The following is a 15,097-nucleotide window of genomic DNA, read 5'->3' as shown; positions in this document are numbered from 1 at the left end:
GGATTGAACCTGTGACCCCTACGATGTCAACTTTTTGCCCCCTAGCGGAATGCCCGGAATTGCGGGAACTCTACGCTTCGTAAATCGTCGTTTTCGGCACTATGTTGCTACTGCGTTCCACTTTTCAGGTTCATCGAACCTGAGGAGCACTACGTAGCGATCCTCGATACATTGTCATTGAAACCATTGGGGTTTTTCATCGAAATATCCCTTTTGGCTGTTACAGAGTGGTCGGAGGTTCGATATGCACCCTTCCCACTATTTGCAGTCAGGTCCAATGTGTCGGCAAGGTCCCGAAGGTGTTCGGGGCTGTACCGCGCATAGACCTTTTCCGTGATCCGGCTGTTCGAATGCCCGAGGAACTGGGCGATCCTCGTCATCGAATGACCATCTTCGGCAAGCCAGACGGCGGCCGAATGCCGGAGCATATGCGGCGACACGTCACCGATCTTGGCAGCCTTGGCCGCAGCCTTCAGCCCCTTCTTGATCGACTTCACCTGGACACCAGCCCATTCGATCACATAAGGCGATAGCGCTGCCTGCTTGGCAAGCTTCAGCTCTCGCATCAACGTCTCGTTCATCGGAACGGTGGCGCGACCTTTCCGTGGCGCCCGATCGAACGGATTTCGCAGGTTGATCAGCCGGCGCTCGAAGTCCACGCGGTCCCAGGTCAGTTCCAGTGCCGCAGCGTTGCGGGCGCCTGTTCCGATCATCAGCATGATCGCAAGGCGGATATGCGGTACCTTCGCCCCTTCAATCATCTTCCCGACTTCCTCCCGCTTCAGATAGCCATCCTTCGGGTCTGGCTTCGCCGGCCGCTCAATGTGGGGCGCCCGCGCGATCAAGCCGTTCTTCTCCGACCAGACCAGAACCGTGCGCAGGTGGCCGAGCTCGGTGTGGATCGTGCCGTCCTGGATGCCAGCCTTTCGGCGTTCAGCGGTATGGGCGCGGCAATCGAGAATGGTGATCGCCATTCCCTCCATTTTGCCGAAGCGGTCCTTCAAGGCCTTCCATGTGAATTTCATGGTGCCGACGACGGCACGCCCTTCCTTGGCGATGACGTAGGCTTTCCACAGATCCTCTACCGTCGTGCCCTTCGGCCGGGTCAGTTCCGCGTATCGAGACGCGGCGAGGCGGGACGCCTCTTTCTGGTCTCGGGTGCCAAGGCGATAACGTCGGCGGATGCCGCCGGGCTCGTCCCATGTGACGCAAAACTCTCCTTGGAGTCGCGTAAGTCTCCACTCTGACATTTTTCAAAGTTCTCCACGTCTTCAGGTTTGATCCTCAGGAGCTTCCCGCCAAGACGAAAAGCCGGCAGCTCCCCGCAAGCAATGAGATTGCGGATATGACGTTCGGAGCATTCCCAATGGTCGGCTAGGCTCTTCGGGGTGAAGGGCTTGGTCATGGGCGCTTCTCCCCGTTATCCGCATTATTCACAGGCCGGTTTTCCACACCCTGTGGATCATCGAAATAGGCGAGGCCGATTTCCAGAAGAGCTATGGTGATCGTGCGCTGATCGGTCATCAGCTTCTCTTCGGTAAGAGCGGCTCGGATTGCCTTCAATGCGCTGTCTTGGCTCAGCGGCACCAATGACGAGCTGGTGATCGCGTCCATGGCCTCGGTGTGATCGTCGCGGAGAGCGTCCAGCTTCGGGCGGTCTGTCTCCGGGCAGTCGTTATATTCCTTTTCGGCCGTGCGATAGCGGTCGAGGAGTTCGATCACGGGATCTTTGATCTTGCCCATCAGGCTTCCTCCCCGACGACCGCGCCGCTGTCGCGGAGTGCCTGCGAAAAGCCGTCCCGAATGTGCTCGACCAGATCGCGCGCTACCCAGGTAAACGCGCAGGCGCGATCGACATAGTGTTTCGTTTCCTCCCCAAGGGACATTTGGTCAATTTCGAGCAGCTTCGACATAGTTTCGTCGATCAGGTGCGCGAGATGGGTGACGTCGCTCTGGATATCGTCAAGGGAGTATGGCCGCGTCATAGCAGTTCTCCCAACTTGCGGCCGATGAACGTGTTGAGATTGGGCTCGATCAGCTGCATTCGTTCGCCTGGGCAGCTCACCTCGAACAACCGTTCGTCATCGATACGATGATCGAGAAGGCGAACGTTGTATCGCGTAAAGGCCCCGTTCCAGTTCGGCTTGGCGCGCTCATACAAACCATCACCTTGATATCGGCCGGTCACCCGAAAGGCCGTGATGATCAGGGCACATCCCCCTGTCTCGCCTTCGGCAAGTCCGGAGACATGCCAACGGCCTATCATCGGGTCAATTTCGGCCGCAGCTTTCTGCAGCTCTGCCAGATGATAGTCGAAGCGTTCTTGCGCCGTCATCTTTGAGGCGGCGGCTACAAGAGGTGGAGCGCCGGCAATGGTGGTGGTTGAGATAACCGAGCCAGCGAGGAAACCGAGCGATTGTCTACGGGAGAGGTTCATCGGGAAGCCTCCTGCGCTGCTCGGGCAGCATCGAGGATTTCGTCGGCTTCTTTGAGTTTTCTCCAAATGATATCGGCGACCGTCGCTATTGCATCAATATGCTCGCGCTGGCCTAGCCCATGTGCCGCCAAGAAGATTGCCTGGTTGAGGGATTTGATCTCACAAAGGATGTTCTGGGCATCGAGAATGAGAATTTGCGAATCTCTGTTCTCTTCAGTCGTCGGCTCCAGCGAATTTGGTATAGCTTCGCCGGTCCCGGGGATCGGGTTTGTCATTTTCTTGCTCCATTGTCAGAAAATTGCCGTGGATCAGCCGCGGCGCTGCATCAGTCTTTCAGGGCCATCTTGAAACGGCTCGCTACAAAGGGGTGAGTGTAGAACTGCCCGCTGAGCTGCTTGCACTCGTCGGCGAAACGGTTGAAGAGCGCCGTAACGTCCTTCTTCCACCAGACGGCATAGGTCGAGTTATCCGCATCGACGTGATTGTTTCGCACGACTCCGGCCGGTTTGGGCGTGTAAGGTGACTGGCGCATAACCTGATCGACGGTGGCGGCAGACAGGCCGAACATCTTCCCGATGCGTTCGCGGAGGTGTGTGATGGATTCAGCGTTCGAGGGGCATGCGCTCATGACCGTCTGGGCGCTTTCGATCCGCTCGACCTTTTCGTCGATGAGTTTCAGCCGTTCGTCACGGCGTGCCTCGCGTTGTTCGGCGTCCGCAAGCATACGGAACGCTTGGGCGAAAGCTTCGGCTGTCGTCGGGATTTGCGCGGGCTGGTTTTTGTGGGCTTGCCAGTAGTCTACCAGCCGTGCGGTGAATTCCGGGGAGAGCTGGGCAACGACGACATAGCTGTCACGCTCGTTGACGAGGTAAGCTTCAACAGGGCGCGCGCCGGCACCTTCATGGGAGGTTTCCTCAAATTGAGTAAACCTAACGAGGCCCTTATCGGCCAGCGTTTCGATCGTGCGCTTCACATTGTCGTGGCGTTTCTGAACGACCTCGGCAATTTCGCGGCTGGACATAGTGGCCGATGCATTTATTTGGATGAGCGGATTCATGTGCACTCCATCGGGTTGATGGAGTGAAGATTAAACTCCGCTTTAATTTATTGTCAATCCAGCTTCACTAAAAAATTAAAGAACGCTTTATTTTGTGCCGGGGCTCAAAATTCGGCGGAATTCGCGCAAGCAGGCGGTGATCTCTCCAGTTGTGGCCTTTTCATCGCCAGTTTTTATCGTCTGCGTCGGATAATCCTCATTTAAAGGGACTAGATCAATAATAAGGCTCATAGATGCGACACCTTTGAAGCGATATTTTCGGAAAAGTGTTTGGCTAGGATAATGCTGCGCTAACACAAAATCTCCGGGTTTAGGTTCCACTCCCGCGTCGAAAATGAGGATATCACCTCGCTGAAATAGCGGTTCCATGCTGTTATCACCGAGGCGCATCGCGAACACGTTGCCCTTCGGCTTCCAGTTAATTATTACGCGCTCAGATCCTTTTGGATTTTCCCACTCTAAATAGTCGTCGGTCAGTGAACCTTCGTTTTGAGCATATTGCTTTCCGTAAAATATACTCGGAAAATCCGAAATAATCGGAACGCTCATCCCTGGGTCAGGATACCTTGCAAGATCGACAAGGGCGATCTTGTCGTCGTCTAGCGCAATATCTAACATTTGCGAAAGCCGCACCAAATTTACAGCGCCCGGAACAGTTTTGTTCCTTTCCCACTGGCTTACCGCCTGTACGCTTACGCCCAGCGCTTCGGCCACATCCTTCTGCCCCAAGTTTTTAGCGACCCTGGCAGCCTTGAGTTCTTGTCCGATAGACATCTGAGCCCCTTACTTCTGTAACCTGTCCAGAATAAAGGCACGGTTGATTAAATCAATGAAGCGATAGATTGATTTCTGGTAAAGTGAGCTTTAATATGCCCTCGGCCTTGTTAAGGAGTTGAGAGCAAATGACCCCAAAGGAAAGAGCAATTAAGGCGGTGGGTTCCAGCAAGGAACTCGCTAGGCGCGTGGGCGTGAGCCCCCAAGCCGTCAGTCTTTGGAAAGATGTTCCTGTCAACCGCGTCCTCGCCGTCGAGCGAGCCTCTGGAGTGCACCGGAGTATTTTACGCCCTGATATTTACCCGATCGAAATGCCAATCCAGACACCGGTAACACCTGCATGAGCCACTATCGCAAGATCGACGTCCATGTCTGGAACGATGCGCGCTTCATGTCGCTATCGCTCGAAGGCAAGCTTGCTTGGTTCAACCTCCTGACACATCCAATGATGACATCTCTCGGCGCGGTTCGAGCGACGCCAGATGGGCTTGCTGCTGAACTGGCCATGGGTAGCGAAGCCTTCCGGGAAGGCTTTCGGGAAGCCTTGAGGGATATCATCGATAAAGGCATGGCGGATTACGATCCGAAGGCCAATCTGATCGCCCTCCCGAACTTCCTGAAATACAATAAACCGGAGTCGCCGAACGTCGTTAAGGCGTGGGCTAATGCTGCGGAAATGCTTCCAGAATGCGAACTAAAAAACCTTACAATTCAAAGGGCTGTAGCCTATGCGGAAGGCTTAGGCAAAGGCTTCAAGGAGGCTGTACATCAGGCCTTTCCGAAGGCTTCCGGTAAGGCTTACGCGAAGGCTTCCCCTATACAGAGAGCAGAGAAGCAGAGAGCAGAGAACAGAGATTTTGATTCTGCTTTGGACGAGGAAAACTCTACTGAGGGTACGTATACGCGTGAGACGATGTTCACGCCTTTCCCCGTTCCCGCATCAGCAGCAGAGGGCCGCGCGCTCCTCATGGACAAAGGGGTTCCCGCAGATCAGCTCGACGCCTGCCTAAGGCTTCTGATGGGCGGTAATTTTTCGCCCTATGACCTGGAAGGAATCCTTTCAGATGCGAGGAGTGCGGCATGACGAATCTACCTCCGTTCATCCGTGATCCCTCGATGCTTCCCCCGAACGTTATTGACGTAATGCCCGCGATCATCAGCAAGATTGCGGCTGAAACTCCATGGCCTCCCACGCCGAAAGCCGGCGAGATAGTTCCACTCAAGCGGAGGGTAGCATGACAGCTTTCATCGACATCAAGCCGGGCCAATGGGTTCTGGCGTTCCAGCAGCCGTTCGGTCCCTATGTTCGCGAAATGCCCGATCTGCTTGAGAGCTATGCCGTCAAGCACTGGATGGACAGCCACCGCAAGGAGGAGATTTTCTTCGTCGCTCAGGTCGAAACGGTGAAGCCAAAGACCTTCACGGCGACGGAACCGGTTCGGTACGAACACAGCAGGATTCCACGATGCCAGGTCATCGCTGCGTGTCGATCAAAGAACACCGCCATTGCTCTTCGCGACAAGTTCTTCGCGATAGGCGAGGAGGCCGGGGATGCAATCGAGAAAGAGATGTACCGCCGAATTGAGAAGTTCACCGACCGCAAACGCGCGGCCGCCGAAAAGAAGATCCGCCGGCTGTTTCCGTCCTTTTTCACAGAATCCAAGGGCTCTGCAGAATGATCAATGCAGTCACCGCCGCCACGCGCCCAGCCCATACGGGTAGCTCAACTAAACCTGTGGTAGATGCTAATATTCTAATTACCGGCCTGAATGCCACCCTCGGGTCGGTCAGTGCAGCGTCCGACGGTTGCCCCCAAAGATTGCCGTCGGACGCACGCCTCTCGACGGCGAAGTTTCCCCATCAGTGCTTCCATCAGGCACGGGGGATCGGCCGATGAGCTACATCTTTCCACCATCCCTGCATCCGCTGCGAGACTATCTGCGTGAGATGGGCGCCGATGTGACGGCATTCAAAACCGATCGCCAAGCGGCGTTTATAGCCCAGCAGTTGCTCGACACACGCGTCAAGTTCCCCTCCAAAGGGGCGGACATGACGTCGACGCTGTTTCTGATCCAGAAGGCGGTGACGGGAAATACCGAGCGAAAGTCGATCCGCGCGCCAAAGGATAACGGAACGGCCAACAGGGAGGAATCATTGGCCGTTCCGGCTCGGTCCACCGCAAAGCGCTCAAAGCAGGTCCTTGATAGCCGTAGGCCCGAAAAGATCAACCACATTCCGGATGTGTCCATTGGCGTACATATCTTCTGCGACGGCGCTTGCGAGCCGAACCCGGGAAGCGGCGGCTGGGGCTTTGTCGTCTACAAGGACGGCCGGGAAATAGCCGCTCTTTCCGGTGGCCTTGCTGATACGACCAACAACGTCATGGAACTGACTGGCATGCTGCGGGCGATCCAGTGGCTCATCGACCATTTCCTGAAGGATCAGCCGGCCACGATCTGGTGCGACAGCCAGTATGTGGTCAAAGGCTGCAACGAGTGGCGGCATAACTGGAAGCGGAATGGATGGAGCAAGCGGAAGCCCAATTCGCCGAAGCACGCCGATGGCGAGATCAAGAACCTCGCTCTGTGGCAGGCGATCGACGAGGCGCTGAACAAATGCTCTGCGCTGATGGTCGCCTGGGTTAAGGGGCATGTCGGCATTGAAGGCAACGAGCGTGCCGACGAGCTGTCCTTAATTGGCCGGCGCGATGCGATGGAAGCTGTAAGCCTTGCAGATCCGGTAGACGATTATCTCGATGCGGAATATCGGCAAATCATGAGCGTGATTTGAGTGGGAGCGGCTTTCGATGCTAATTTCATTCGTCATCTTCAGAAAACATGCCGGGGGTTCTGGGAGCGATGTTCCCTCGTGCTCCAGTAACAACCACAATGTAGTCGTTGTCGCGGTCACCTGGGGTGAACATGACAATCGTGACTTCCATGTCCTCTTTTCCGTCGCTTCCAAAGACGGAAGGGTCGAGGCTACCGTCAAATTCAAGGAAGAACATTGCAGCACTGGGTGCTACACTATGGTCTTCCCATCCCCTGAGGTCGGGAAAACGCACAAAGCGCCAATCGTCTTTTACCCCAGTCTTAAAGTTGAATTTTTCCCTGAAGTCTTCATCATCGCCAACGCTTTCGTGCCCCGGCAGCCTTCGAAGAAAGAGTGGCCGCGCATCAATTTGCGGGGAAGTGATCTTAATCGACTCTATGACGATGTGTCGGCGATTCCAGTTCACCACTCGAAAGCCGGCGGACAAATTTTCGAACGGGGCACAGACCAGATCTACCGTGGGTTCTCCGTCTCCGATCATAAATGCCGTTTGTTTTCTTTGCTGGTCGAGTTGATGGTACACAAAGTACGCGCCTACTGCCGCTGCCGCGAAGCCAATCCATCCAGAAAGTGCCGCAATCCAATCGCGAAAGCAGTGCTCTTCAGGTTGCGGCCAAGGCAGCCAACTTGGCTGAGGGGCGGGACAAAGCTTGTCAAACTGGCCGTAGTAAACCGCTCCAATGAACATCAATCCGAGAAGAGTGTAAGCGAAATACCAGCCAGTCCAGTAGGTTCGATCTTTTTTGCTCTGCATCCGTTCGCCCTGTGGTTACTGATTCGGAAGCTGCCTGAGTGTCACAACGTTCTGCAACCAAGATGGAGCGTGGCTTGAGGCGAGGCGAAGCTTATCCGTGTAACATGCACAAAGTCGCGCGAGAGTGCGGTGTGATCCTCCGCGATTGGCAGAACCACAGTCCAACGAGCCGGAAAAGCCGGGAATGTTATTGCAAGCCGACACTCCGAGAAATCGGCCGTCGCTATGGGGAGGATCACCTTCGCCTGGTGCTGATGCTCGTCACTGGCAACAAGCACAATGCGGACGAACTCTTTGCCGATGTTTTGAAAGCTGTATCTCGTCTTCTTATCGCCAATCCGGAACTTGTTCGCCGGCCATCTTTGGTCGCTGACTTCGACGCAATCGACCTTGGCGCCATCCGACGTGGTGCCAAAGCCATGAAATACGGAATGGCGACAAGTGACGAGATCCTTATCGCCCTCAGGATGCAATTCGGCCTGTGGCCTTATCGAGGAGAAGCAGCATGACGATGGTTTTCGCGGAATGGACTTACGAACACGTACGGGCGCAGATCATCGAGGGCGCTTTGACCCTCAGAGCCTCACCAGCAGCGTTGGGGCCGCGGATGGGGCTTGGCGCCATGTCGGACATCGTGCGCGAAATGATGGAGGGCTACGGGTACAACGAGACGACGGTTAGAAGGATACCCTCGGCTGGCGCCATCAGTCGGATGTACCAGACTTGGGACTGGATCAACGCCTATCTCAACGAGGGAGAGCGCAAGCTCGTGTACGATTACGCGTTCATCAAAACCCGGAAAGGCGTTTATTTCGATGCCTATCTGAAGAAAATCGACATGTCGCGAAGAACTTTTGAGCGCCGGATAGCCTCGCATTGTCAACGTATTGCAGACAATCTCAACCAAAAGCATCGCGTCCGGTTGACAGTGACCTTTGACGACGTGACGCAAATTGGCTTAGAAGATACGTCAATAACGGTAGCTTCGAAGAATTGCGCGACGAACTGGCGCGATGATGAGGTGGCCGGCCAGAAGGAGCAGGTGAGGGCGGATGTGCTTTCCCGTGCTCATTGGCGAAACGAACGCCGTAGGCAGCTCCTTGAGCGAGCCGAGAGGTAGTGCCGCAATCGACCCTTCCCATGCGGGAATTCGAACATCGGTGACCGGGCGCGGCAAGTCAATAACATCGGATGGGCTATGTGTGGATGATAGCTGATGTAGAGCCCGGTTCGGCGCGGACGTAAATCCAGGCTCCCGCAACAAAGGCCCGGTAGATGAGAACCGGGCCATTGCTGACAGTAATTATCGGCAAACACGCTCTACGGTAACGACACGATGGCCGTGGTGCCAACCGACCATTCGCTTTGTAAAGCAGTCGTGGCGATGACGGTTATGACCCCAATCGCCGTGGTCATAGTGGCGATGGTGGTGGTAATACCCGTCGTCGGCCAGCGACGGGGCGGTCGTGGCGACGAGCGAGGCCAAGGCTACTGCTGAAGCGATAAAGAACTTGTTCATGGATTTCCTCCGAACATTTTGCTCTTGTACAACGTCCTAGGGGTGACGTTGGTTCGACCCTAGACCCAGAGGGATGAATAAAGCCTGACGTTAGCGTTAATGTCAGCTTCAGGTGGCGAAGAGATCGGGAAGAGGTGACATCTATCCGCCGGCGCTACGGCGTCGCTTCCCGGCACCAATCCGAGCGGCTGCATTCATCAGCAGAACCGGAACGCAGAATGATGACTGCTCCGGCTAGTCGGTTAAACGGCAGGGGAAAGCCCACGTAGACTGCCACCCTTCGGGGCCGATTATGGTGCGCTCGGTATCGCCCTTCAATCCGAAGGCGCGTGACATAGAGATCATGGCGTTCAAGCCATGAGTTGTGAACGGACATCTGCGAAGCAGAATTCACCTATCAAAAATGGCAAAAATCGATAAAAAGTTGCAATGTGCTCGTGTGAGCTAAACGATGAAGTGGAAGTGGTGGGTGGCGATGCGATCGCGAAATTTTTCGACGCCGTATGTTGAGCGGACGAATGTTCGATAAACTGTCGTCGTTCGTTTCTAAATTGCATTTCAAAGCAGGCCCGAAAGCCTCAGGTGGGTCCAAAGCCGGCTCTTCGCGTTTTGTCGTTATCAACATTCATATCGACTACGAACGCAATGCCTTGGTGGATGTACCGATAGCCACCGCGTCTACTGCGACAAGCACGGTTACGAATACCATCAAGTGCATCAAAGCCTTCTGGCCGGAGCTTTGCCGACTTGGTCAAAGCATGTTGCGGCCCTAAGCCTCATCGATTCCTGCGACGGTGTTATGATCATCGACTCCGACGCAGAGATAATGGGTTGTTGTCCGCCATTTCATGAGCTGCTTGAGTCTAATCGTGACTTCGACTTGTTTTTGGCTTTCGGCCATTCGTTCCGTCCGAATGCAGGAATGATATTATTGCGGGGCTGCACGCAAACCTCTCGAAGCTTCCTTGAAACTCTCCTGGCTGAACGTGAAAATCCCGTGCCCGTCCAAGATCAGGCTCGTCCGGGCGGCGACAACGGCCACGTTATCCATCTTCTCCGTCGTCCCGAATATAAGAGTAAGCTCTTTCTCCTCGGGGCAGTCTGGAACAACACTACCAAGCCGACGGACTGGGATTTTATTCGCCACTATACTGGCCCGATGGGGGAGGTCGCTCGCGAGAACGCGGTAACGGCGTAGCTGTGGTTCAACCAGATTATAGTCTCGCAGCCCGATCGGCATAACTACTGTACCGGCGAGCTTGAATGTTCAGTCTCGAATACGTCTGACGACATCAACTCGCTGACAGGTGCCGGTAGCGGGAACGACGTCGAGCTTCTGCCCGACTGCGAAACTATCCTTCGGTATGCCCAACTCGACGGTCATTTCGCATGGATATGATTTCCCAGCATGTATGCGGGTAAAAAAGATTCTGCCTTCCGTGATGGTTTTCCGCCCAGTCTCACGGCCTAACCGATCTGTCATGATGGCCTCGCGGTTCCAGACTTCGGCGATCGTCGCGACTGCATGCGGGAAGTGATGGATACGCCATGACCAGATCCCAAAGACAAGAATGCCGAAGATCAGGCAGCTGCCGACAGCCACAGCCAGCAGCCATAGTTGCCCAGTGGACTCGTCGTGCGGAACGTCATCGATCGCTTCTCTCATCTCGATGAAATCGATGTTGGGATCGGACGGATGATCCATATCTGACGCCGTATGCCTTTCCGGCTCTTGAGAAGTGCACGGCATGAGAGTGGCCGAACTTCGAACGACAATCAACGCAATTTCAACTGGCCCACCAGAAGGCGGAGACATGACAGGTAGACCTTCAGAGTTCACCTCTGAGATCGCAGACGAGATCTGCGAGCGCTTGGCCGAGGGCAACAGCCTCAGGAGCATTTGCGAGGCTGACGAGATGCCTTCGAAGACGACGGTTTTCCGTTGGCTTAACGCATATCCTGACTTTCGGGACCAATACGCCCGCGCGCGCGAGGTTCAGGCCGACACGCTTTTCGATGACATCCTCGATATCGCAGATGATGGCCAGAATGACTGGATGGAAAAGCGGAATGCTGATGGCGAGAACATCGGCTGGATGGAGAACGGCGAGGCGCTGCGCAGATCACAGCTTCGCATCGAGGCCCGCAAATGGATGGCCGGCAAGCTTCGCCCGAAGGTCTATGGCGACAAGCTCGATATCGATCTCAACAGCAAGGTCAACTTCGTCATCAATGCCAAGCCGATGACAGAGGCCGATTGGCTGAAAGAGCATGGATCAGACGACGATAAGTAGGACGGCGTGGGCGCCACAGGCTGGCCCGCAGACCGCTCTTGTCGATTGCCCGTTCCGTGAGGTGTTCTTTGGTGGCGCACGCGGCGGCGGCAAGACTGACGGCGTTCTCGGCAAGTATGCAATCAAGGCCGCGACGTACCGATCTGCCTTCAATGCGATCTTCTGCCGGCGCGAGCTGCCGATGCTGGATGATGCGATCGAGCGCAGCAAGGAAATATACGGCAAGATCGGCGCCGATTGGAACGAGCAGAAGAAAACGTGGGTGTTTCCCGGTGGCGGCCGTCTACGTTTCCGCCCGCTTGAGCGTGTCCAGGACGCAGATAAGTACCAGGGGCAGAACGTAACCGATGCCTGTGTCGAGGAAGCTGGCCTTTATCCAGACCCTAAGCCGATCGACAGAATGTTTGGCGTCCTGCGATCTGCAAAGGGTGTTCCGACGCAATTGATCCTGACCGGCAATCCTGGCGGCGCTGGTCAGCACTGGATAAAGCAACGGTACATCGACCCAGCGCCGAACGGCATGAAGCTGCTGACACGCAAGCTACCGAACGGCAAGGAGCATCGCTACGTCTTCATTCCGAGCCGGATCGAGGACAATAAGCTCCTGCTTGAGAACGACCCGGATTACATCAACAACCTTTACCTGGTCGGCTCTGACCAGCTCGTAAAAGCCTGGCTCTCCGGTGACTGGAACGCGATCGAGGGCGCATTCTTTGACTGCTGGGACACTCGCAAGCATATCGTTCGTCCTTTCACCATTCCGCGCGATTGGACACGCTTCCGGTCGATGGATTGGGGCTCTGCCAAGCCGTTCTCGGTCGGGTGGTGGGCAATCGCTGGCGATGATCATCCGACGGAAAACGGTGTCATCCCTCGTGGTGCAATCGTTCGATATCGAGAATGGTACGGCTGCAAGGCCGGTGAGGCCAATGTCGGTCTGAAGCTGACGGCGGAAGAGGTTGCCCGCGGTATTGCCGAGCGCGAGGGCGCGAAATTCGATCCAGACACGAAGGTGATGATCGAGAACCCGACAGAGAAGGTCTCATATGGTGTTCTCGATCCTGCAGCCTTTGCTGAGGATGGCGGCCCATCGATCGCCAGCCGCATGATGCGTAAGACAAAGTTCAAGGTGATGTTTCGTGCTGCCGACAATGCCCGCGTATCACAGCGCGGCGCTATGGGCGGCTGGGATCAGATGCGCGCCAGGCTCAAGGGTGACGGTGAGCGGCCGGGATTGTTCGTGTTCTCGACCTGCACGGATTTCATTCGCACTGTGCCGCTCCTGCAGCACGATAAAGATCGGCCCGAAGATCTTGATACCGACGCGGAAGATCACGTTGCTGACGAGGCCCGCTACGGCTGCATGTCCCGTCCGTATCTGCCGCCAAAGAGAGACGAGCAGCCAGCGCAAAAGCATCAAGACTACACGCCGCGCAACAGCGATGCCGATGCCGGGGATTGGATGACCTACTGATGAATCAAACAGGCTATTCGGCTGGTTCGTCTCCGTCACAGGGGCCGACAGCCTCGACGCTTCCGTCTGCCCAGTCGTTCGCCAATCACGCGAAGCTGAAGAAGCAATATCTCGACTATCTCGGTTTGAAGAACGAGGAAATCAAAGAGCAGCAGAACGCGCGGCGCTATTACCATGGGGCTCAATATACGGCCGACCAGATCAAGGTTCTGAACAAGCGCAAACAGCCGGTCGTCACCTACAATCGCATTGGCCGCAAGATCAACAGCCTCGTCGGGCTGCTTGAGCAGCAGAAGACGGACCCGCGAGGATTTCCACGCACGCCGAAGCATGAGGAGGGCGCCGAAGTCGCGACAGCCGTTCTCCGGTATGTCTGCGATGAGCAGGACTGGCAGACGAAAGCGCTGCTGAGCGGCCAGGACGGTGCCGTTGACGGTTTGGCCGGTATCGAGCTCATAATCGAACGCGGCGATCAGGGTGACCCCGAAATCGGGATCGAAACTGTTGATGCTGCTTCGTTCTTTTATGACCCGCGCTCTCTCAAGCCAGATTTCTCCGACGCTCGCTATATGGGTGTCGGGAAGTGGGCCGATGAAGAGGCGGCCATGGAGATGTTTCCCGATAAGGCCGCTGAAATCAGTGCCTTGCTGGAGAACGGCTCCGAGCTGACGAGCAACCCGGACAGCGATAATAAATGGTTTGCCAATGGCGAGACATCGAAGCGCATTCGCATCGTCGATCATTGGTACATCAAAAATGGCGAATGGTTTTGGTGCATCTATACGGGCTCCATGATCCTGGCCGAAGGGCCGTCTTATCTTCGGAATGAGAAGAACAAGACAATCTGCAAATACATCATGTGGTCGGCGGCGATCGATCAGGATGGGGATCGGTACGGCTTCATCCGCAACATGAAGTCTAGCCAGGACGAAGTAAATGCGCGGCGCTCCAAGGGGCTGCACACGCTCAATTCTCGCCGCATTATCGTGGAGAAGGGTGCGGTCGATGACGTCGAGCAAACCCGACGCGAGGCCGCGCGCCCTGATGGCGTGATTGAAGTTGCACCAGGCGCCACGCCTCCCGTCTTCGACGATGCAGCCCGGGGCCAGGAACTGCAGGGCCAAATGGCATTCCTTGAGGATGCAAAGAATGAGATCGAGAACTATGGTTTCAATCCTGCTCTGATGGGGCAGGGCGTGCAGGACATGTCGGGCCGCGCTATCCAATTGCAGCAGCGCGCAGGCGTTGCCGAGTTGGGGCCGTACCTGTCGTCTAACCGGGGTTGGAAGATCCGCGTCTATCGAGCGATCTGGTGCGCCGTTCAGCAGCATTGGACCAGCGAACGGTGGATCCGCGTCACGGATGACGACAAGGTTGCGCAGTTCTTCGCCGTCAATCAGCTGTCGATCGATCCTCGTACCGGTCAGCCGGCCATTGTGAATGCTCTCGGCTCTCTCGATGTCGACATCATCCTCGACGAAGGCCCGGACAGCGTCAACATGCAGGGTGACGCATACGATACCCTGTCGATCATGGCGCAGAAGGGAATTGCAGTGCCGCCAGAGCTATTGATCGAGCTCTCTCCGTTGCAGGGTTCGATCAAGCAGCGTGCGCTTGCAATCCTTCAGGAAGCTAAGCAGCAGGCTGCCCAGCCGAACCCGATCGCTGTTGCCCAAGCGCAGGCTGAATTGCAGCAGACGCAGGCCGGCGCGCAGCTGAAACAGGCACAGGCGGCCAAGGCCATGTCCGAGGCAAGCAACCCAAAACAGCCCAATGCGCCGAACGAATTGGATGTCGTTCGCAGCGTCGCTGAGATCCGAAACACCAACGCGCAGACGGCGAAAACGCTTGCCGATGCGCGAAAATCGAATGTCGAGGCCGAATTGAAGCCCGTCCAAGCCGCCAATGAGGCTGCGCGGACGCGTCAGCAGGCTCAAAGCAACCTCACATAGGAGC

Annotated in this window: 21 protein-coding genes and 1 pseudogene; 11 read left to right on the top strand and 11 right to left on the bottom strand. The window is 55.9% G+C overall.

The features are described from left to right. Nucleotides 1-149: 149 nt before the first annotated feature. The 8 genes and pseudogenes from ACK83U_RS12585 to ACK83U_RS12550 form a co-directional block, all read right to left on the bottom strand. Entirely contained in the window at nucleotides 150-1,250 is a 1,101-nt protein-coding gene (locus ACK83U_RS12585) for a site-specific integrase (protein WP_112602815.1), read from the bottom strand. Between the two features lie 17 nt (nucleotides 1,251-1,267). Beyond that, nucleotides 1,268-1,405: pseudogene (locus tag ACK83U_RS12580) on the bottom strand (helix-turn-helix domain-containing protein); the annotation flags it as partial. Continuing rightward, complete coding sequence (locus tag ACK83U_RS12575) at nucleotides 1,402-1,743, bottom strand: hypothetical protein (protein ID WP_112602813.1); 342 nt, start codon at nucleotides 1,741-1,743, stop codon at nucleotides 1,402-1,404. The gene ACK83U_RS12575 and the pseudogene ACK83U_RS12580, both read right to left, overlap by 4 nt. Then, the gene (locus ACK83U_RS12570; RefSeq protein ID WP_112602811.1) at nucleotides 1,743-1,985 is read right to left on the bottom strand and encodes a hypothetical protein; all 243 of its coding nucleotides are present in this window, start codon (nucleotides 1,983-1,985) and stop codon (nucleotides 1,743-1,745) included. The genes ACK83U_RS12575 and ACK83U_RS12570 overlap by 1 nt, the downstream gene beginning before the upstream one ends. Continuing rightward, nucleotides 1,982-2,437, bottom strand: a complete 456-nt coding sequence (locus ACK83U_RS12565; protein WP_112602810.1) for a hypothetical protein — start codon at nucleotides 2,435-2,437, stop codon at nucleotides 1,982-1,984. Before ACK83U_RS12565 ends, ACK83U_RS12570 begins: the two co-directional genes overlap by 4 nt. Continuing rightward, nucleotides 2,434-2,712: a hypothetical protein gene (locus ACK83U_RS12560; RefSeq protein WP_112602808.1), complete on the bottom strand. Its 279-nt coding sequence runs from the start codon at nucleotides 2,710-2,712 to the stop codon at nucleotides 2,434-2,436. Before ACK83U_RS12560 ends, ACK83U_RS12565 begins: the two co-directional genes overlap by 4 nt. A 50-nt stretch (nucleotides 2,713-2,762) precedes the next feature. Further along, nucleotides 2,763-3,494 (bottom strand): Rha family transcriptional regulator, encoded by a 732-nt coding sequence (locus ACK83U_RS12555; protein WP_112602806.1) that lies wholly within the window; start codon nucleotides 3,492-3,494, stop codon nucleotides 2,763-2,765. A gap of 87 nt (nucleotides 3,495-3,581) precedes the next feature. Then, nucleotides 3,582-4,268 (bottom strand): XRE family transcriptional regulator, encoded by a 687-nt coding sequence (locus ACK83U_RS12550; protein WP_112602804.1) that lies wholly within the window; start codon nucleotides 4,266-4,268, stop codon nucleotides 3,582-3,584. A gap of 128 nt (nucleotides 4,269-4,396) precedes the next feature. Between ACK83U_RS12550 and ACK83U_RS12545 the strand changes: the two genes are divergently transcribed. From ACK83U_RS12545 to ACK83U_RS12530, 4 genes are all read left to right on the top strand, one after another. Beyond that, the gene (locus tag ACK83U_RS12545; protein WP_112602802.1) at nucleotides 4,397-4,612 is read left to right on the top strand and encodes a Cro/CI family transcriptional regulator; all 216 of its coding nucleotides are present in this window, start codon (nucleotides 4,397-4,399) and stop codon (nucleotides 4,610-4,612) included. Further along, entirely contained in the window at nucleotides 4,609-5,352 is a 744-nt protein-coding gene (locus ACK83U_RS12540; protein WP_112602800.1) for a hypothetical protein, read from the top strand. The genes ACK83U_RS12545 and ACK83U_RS12540 overlap by 4 nt, the downstream gene beginning before the upstream one ends. A 151-nt stretch (nucleotides 5,353-5,503) precedes the next feature. After that, a complete protein-coding gene (locus ACK83U_RS12535; RefSeq protein ID WP_412474611.1) occupies nucleotides 5,504-5,947 on the top strand; it encodes a hypothetical protein in 444 nt (147 codons plus the stop codon). 214 nt (nucleotides 5,948-6,161) lie between these two features. Next, on the top strand, nucleotides 6,162-7,058 hold the full coding sequence (locus tag ACK83U_RS12530; protein ID WP_412474610.1) for a ribonuclease H family protein: 897 nt from the start codon (nucleotides 6,162-6,164) through the stop codon (nucleotides 7,056-7,058). Nucleotides 7,059-7,083: 25 nt separating this feature from the next. On the opposite strand, the gene ACK83U_RS12525 is transcribed toward ACK83U_RS12530, so the two are convergent. Next, nucleotides 7,084-7,854 (bottom strand): hypothetical protein, encoded by a 771-nt coding sequence (locus ACK83U_RS12525; protein WP_112602798.1) that lies wholly within the window; start codon nucleotides 7,852-7,854, stop codon nucleotides 7,084-7,086. A gap of 248 nt (nucleotides 7,855-8,102) precedes the next feature. On the opposite strand from ACK83U_RS12525, the gene ACK83U_RS12520 reads away from it, so the two are divergent. Both ACK83U_RS12520 and ACK83U_RS12515 read left to right on the top strand, forming a co-directional pair. Further along, nucleotides 8,103-8,363, top strand: coding sequence for a hypothetical protein (locus ACK83U_RS12520; RefSeq protein WP_412474609.1), 261 nt, complete (start codon nucleotides 8,103-8,105; stop codon nucleotides 8,361-8,363). Further along, nucleotides 8,360-8,974 carry a DUF6362 family protein gene (locus ACK83U_RS12515; protein ID WP_112602794.1) on the top strand — a complete coding sequence of 205 codons (615 nt, stop codon included), beginning with the start codon at nucleotides 8,360-8,362 and terminating at the stop codon, nucleotides 8,972-8,974. The genes ACK83U_RS12520 and ACK83U_RS12515 overlap by 4 nt, the downstream gene beginning before the upstream one ends. Nucleotides 8,975-9,157: 183 nt before the next feature. Here ACK83U_RS12515 and ACK83U_RS12510 read toward each other — a convergent pair whose 3' ends face one another. Continuing rightward, nucleotides 9,158-9,373 (bottom strand): hypothetical protein, encoded by a 216-nt coding sequence (locus ACK83U_RS12510; protein WP_112602792.1) that lies wholly within the window; start codon nucleotides 9,371-9,373, stop codon nucleotides 9,158-9,160. A 518-nt stretch (nucleotides 9,374-9,891) separates the two neighbouring features. Here ACK83U_RS12510 and ACK83U_RS12505 point away from each other — a divergent pair. Beyond that, nucleotides 9,892-10,146: a hypothetical protein gene (locus ACK83U_RS12505; RefSeq protein ID WP_412474608.1), complete on the top strand. Its 255-nt coding sequence runs from the start codon at nucleotides 9,892-9,894 to the stop codon at nucleotides 10,144-10,146. A 26-nt stretch (nucleotides 10,147-10,172) separates the two neighbouring features. Continuing rightward, nucleotides 10,173-10,571, top strand: coding sequence for a hypothetical protein (locus ACK83U_RS12500; RefSeq protein ID WP_412474607.1), 399 nt, complete (start codon nucleotides 10,173-10,175; stop codon nucleotides 10,569-10,571). A 69-nt stretch (nucleotides 10,572-10,640) separates the two neighbouring features. On the opposite strand, the gene ACK83U_RS12495 is transcribed toward ACK83U_RS12500, so the two are convergent. Further along, nucleotides 10,641-11,078, bottom strand: a complete 438-nt coding sequence (locus ACK83U_RS12495; RefSeq protein WP_412474606.1) for a hypothetical protein — start codon at nucleotides 11,076-11,078, stop codon at nucleotides 10,641-10,643. A 109-nt stretch (nucleotides 11,079-11,187) separates the two neighbouring features. On the opposite strand from ACK83U_RS12495, the gene ACK83U_RS12490 reads away from it, so the two are divergent. The 3 genes from ACK83U_RS12490 to ACK83U_RS12480 are packed head-to-tail and all read left to right on the top strand — an operon-like array spanning nucleotide 11,188 to nucleotide 15,093. Then, nucleotides 11,188-11,667, top strand: a complete 480-nt coding sequence (locus ACK83U_RS12490; RefSeq protein ID WP_412474605.1) for a terminase small subunit protein — start codon at nucleotides 11,188-11,190, stop codon at nucleotides 11,665-11,667. Next, on the top strand, nucleotides 11,645-13,141 hold the full coding sequence (locus ACK83U_RS12485; protein WP_112602788.1) for a terminase family protein: 1,497 nt from the start codon (nucleotides 11,645-11,647) through the stop codon (nucleotides 13,139-13,141). The genes ACK83U_RS12490 and ACK83U_RS12485 overlap by 23 nt, the downstream gene beginning before the upstream one ends. Then, complete coding sequence (locus ACK83U_RS12480) at nucleotides 13,141-15,093, top strand: hypothetical protein (protein ID WP_112602786.1); 1,953 nt, start codon at nucleotides 13,141-13,143, stop codon at nucleotides 15,091-15,093. Before ACK83U_RS12485 ends, ACK83U_RS12480 begins: the two co-directional genes overlap by 1 nt. Nucleotides 15,094-15,097: the final 4 nt, after the last annotated feature.

The organism is Rhizobium sp. WW22 (genome assembly GCF_047041135.1).
GTDB lineage: Bacteria > Pseudomonadota > Alphaproteobacteria > Rhizobiales > Rhizobiaceae > Rhizobium.
This window is presented reverse-complemented; position numbering and strand designations above follow the sequence as displayed.

What these genes read in the sequence shown, in the direction of transcription:
- ACK83U_RS12560 (WP_112602808.1), bottom strand. Translation starts at nt 2,712, where the DNA reads ATGACAAACCCGATCCCCGGGACCGGCGAAGCTATACCAAATTCGCTG.
- ACK83U_RS12510 (WP_112602792.1), bottom strand. Translation starts at nt 9,373, where the DNA reads ATGAACAAGTTCTTTATCGCTTCAGCAGTAGCCTTGGCCTCGCTCGTC.
- ACK83U_RS12570 (WP_112602811.1), bottom strand. Translation starts at nt 1,985, where the DNA reads ATGACGCGGCCATACTCCCTTGACGATATCCAGAGCGACGTCACCCAT.
- ACK83U_RS12485 (WP_112602788.1), top strand. Translation starts at nt 11,645, where the DNA reads ATGGATCAGACGACGATAAGTAGGACGGCGTGGGCGCCACAGGCTGGC.
- ACK83U_RS12525 (WP_112602798.1), bottom strand. Translation starts at nt 7,854, where the DNA reads ATGCAGAGCAAAAAAGATCGAACCTACTGGACTGGCTGGTATTTCGCT.
- ACK83U_RS12555 (WP_112602806.1), bottom strand. Translation starts at nt 3,494, where the DNA reads ATGAATCCGCTCATCCAAATAAATGCATCGGCCACTATGTCCAGCCGC.
- ACK83U_RS12490 (WP_412474605.1), top strand. Translation starts at nt 11,188, where the DNA reads ATGACAGGTAGACCTTCAGAGTTCACCTCTGAGATCGCAGACGAGATC.
- ACK83U_RS12585 (WP_112602815.1), bottom strand. Translation starts at nt 1,250, where the DNA reads ATGTCAGAGTGGAGACTTACGCGACTCCAAGGAGAGTTTTGCGTCACA.
- ACK83U_RS12565 (WP_112602810.1), bottom strand. Translation starts at nt 2,437, where the DNA reads ATGAACCTCTCCCGTAGACAATCGCTCGGTTTCCTCGCTGGCTCGGTT.
- ACK83U_RS12575 (WP_112602813.1), bottom strand. Translation starts at nt 1,743, where the DNA reads ATGGGCAAGATCAAAGATCCCGTGATCGAACTCCTCGACCGCTATCGC.
- ACK83U_RS12505 (WP_412474608.1), top strand. Translation starts at nt 9,892, where the DNA reads ATGTTCGATAAACTGTCGTCGTTCGTTTCTAAATTGCATTTCAAAGCA.
- ACK83U_RS12500 (WP_412474607.1), top strand. Translation starts at nt 10,173, where the DNA reads ATGATCATCGACTCCGACGCAGAGATAATGGGTTGTTGTCCGCCATTT.
- ACK83U_RS12550 (WP_112602804.1), bottom strand. Translation starts at nt 4,268, where the DNA reads ATGTCTATCGGACAAGAACTCAAGGCTGCCAGGGTCGCTAAAAACTTG.
- ACK83U_RS12545 (WP_112602802.1), top strand. Translation starts at nt 4,397, where the DNA reads ATGACCCCAAAGGAAAGAGCAATTAAGGCGGTGGGTTCCAGCAAGGAA.
- ACK83U_RS12495 (WP_412474606.1), bottom strand. Translation starts at nt 11,078, where the DNA reads ATGGATCATCCGTCCGATCCCAACATCGATTTCATCGAGATGAGAGAA.
- ACK83U_RS12480 (WP_112602786.1), top strand. Translation starts at nt 13,141, where the DNA reads ATGAATCAAACAGGCTATTCGGCTGGTTCGTCTCCGTCACAGGGGCCG.
- ACK83U_RS12530 (WP_412474610.1), top strand. Translation starts at nt 6,162, where the DNA reads ATGAGCTACATCTTTCCACCATCCCTGCATCCGCTGCGAGACTATCTG.
- ACK83U_RS12515 (WP_112602794.1), top strand. Translation starts at nt 8,360, where the DNA reads ATGACGATGGTTTTCGCGGAATGGACTTACGAACACGTACGGGCGCAG.
- ACK83U_RS12535 (WP_412474611.1), top strand. Translation starts at nt 5,504, where the DNA reads ATGACAGCTTTCATCGACATCAAGCCGGGCCAATGGGTTCTGGCGTTC.
- ACK83U_RS12540 (WP_112602800.1), top strand. Translation starts at nt 4,609, where the DNA reads ATGAGCCACTATCGCAAGATCGACGTCCATGTCTGGAACGATGCGCGC.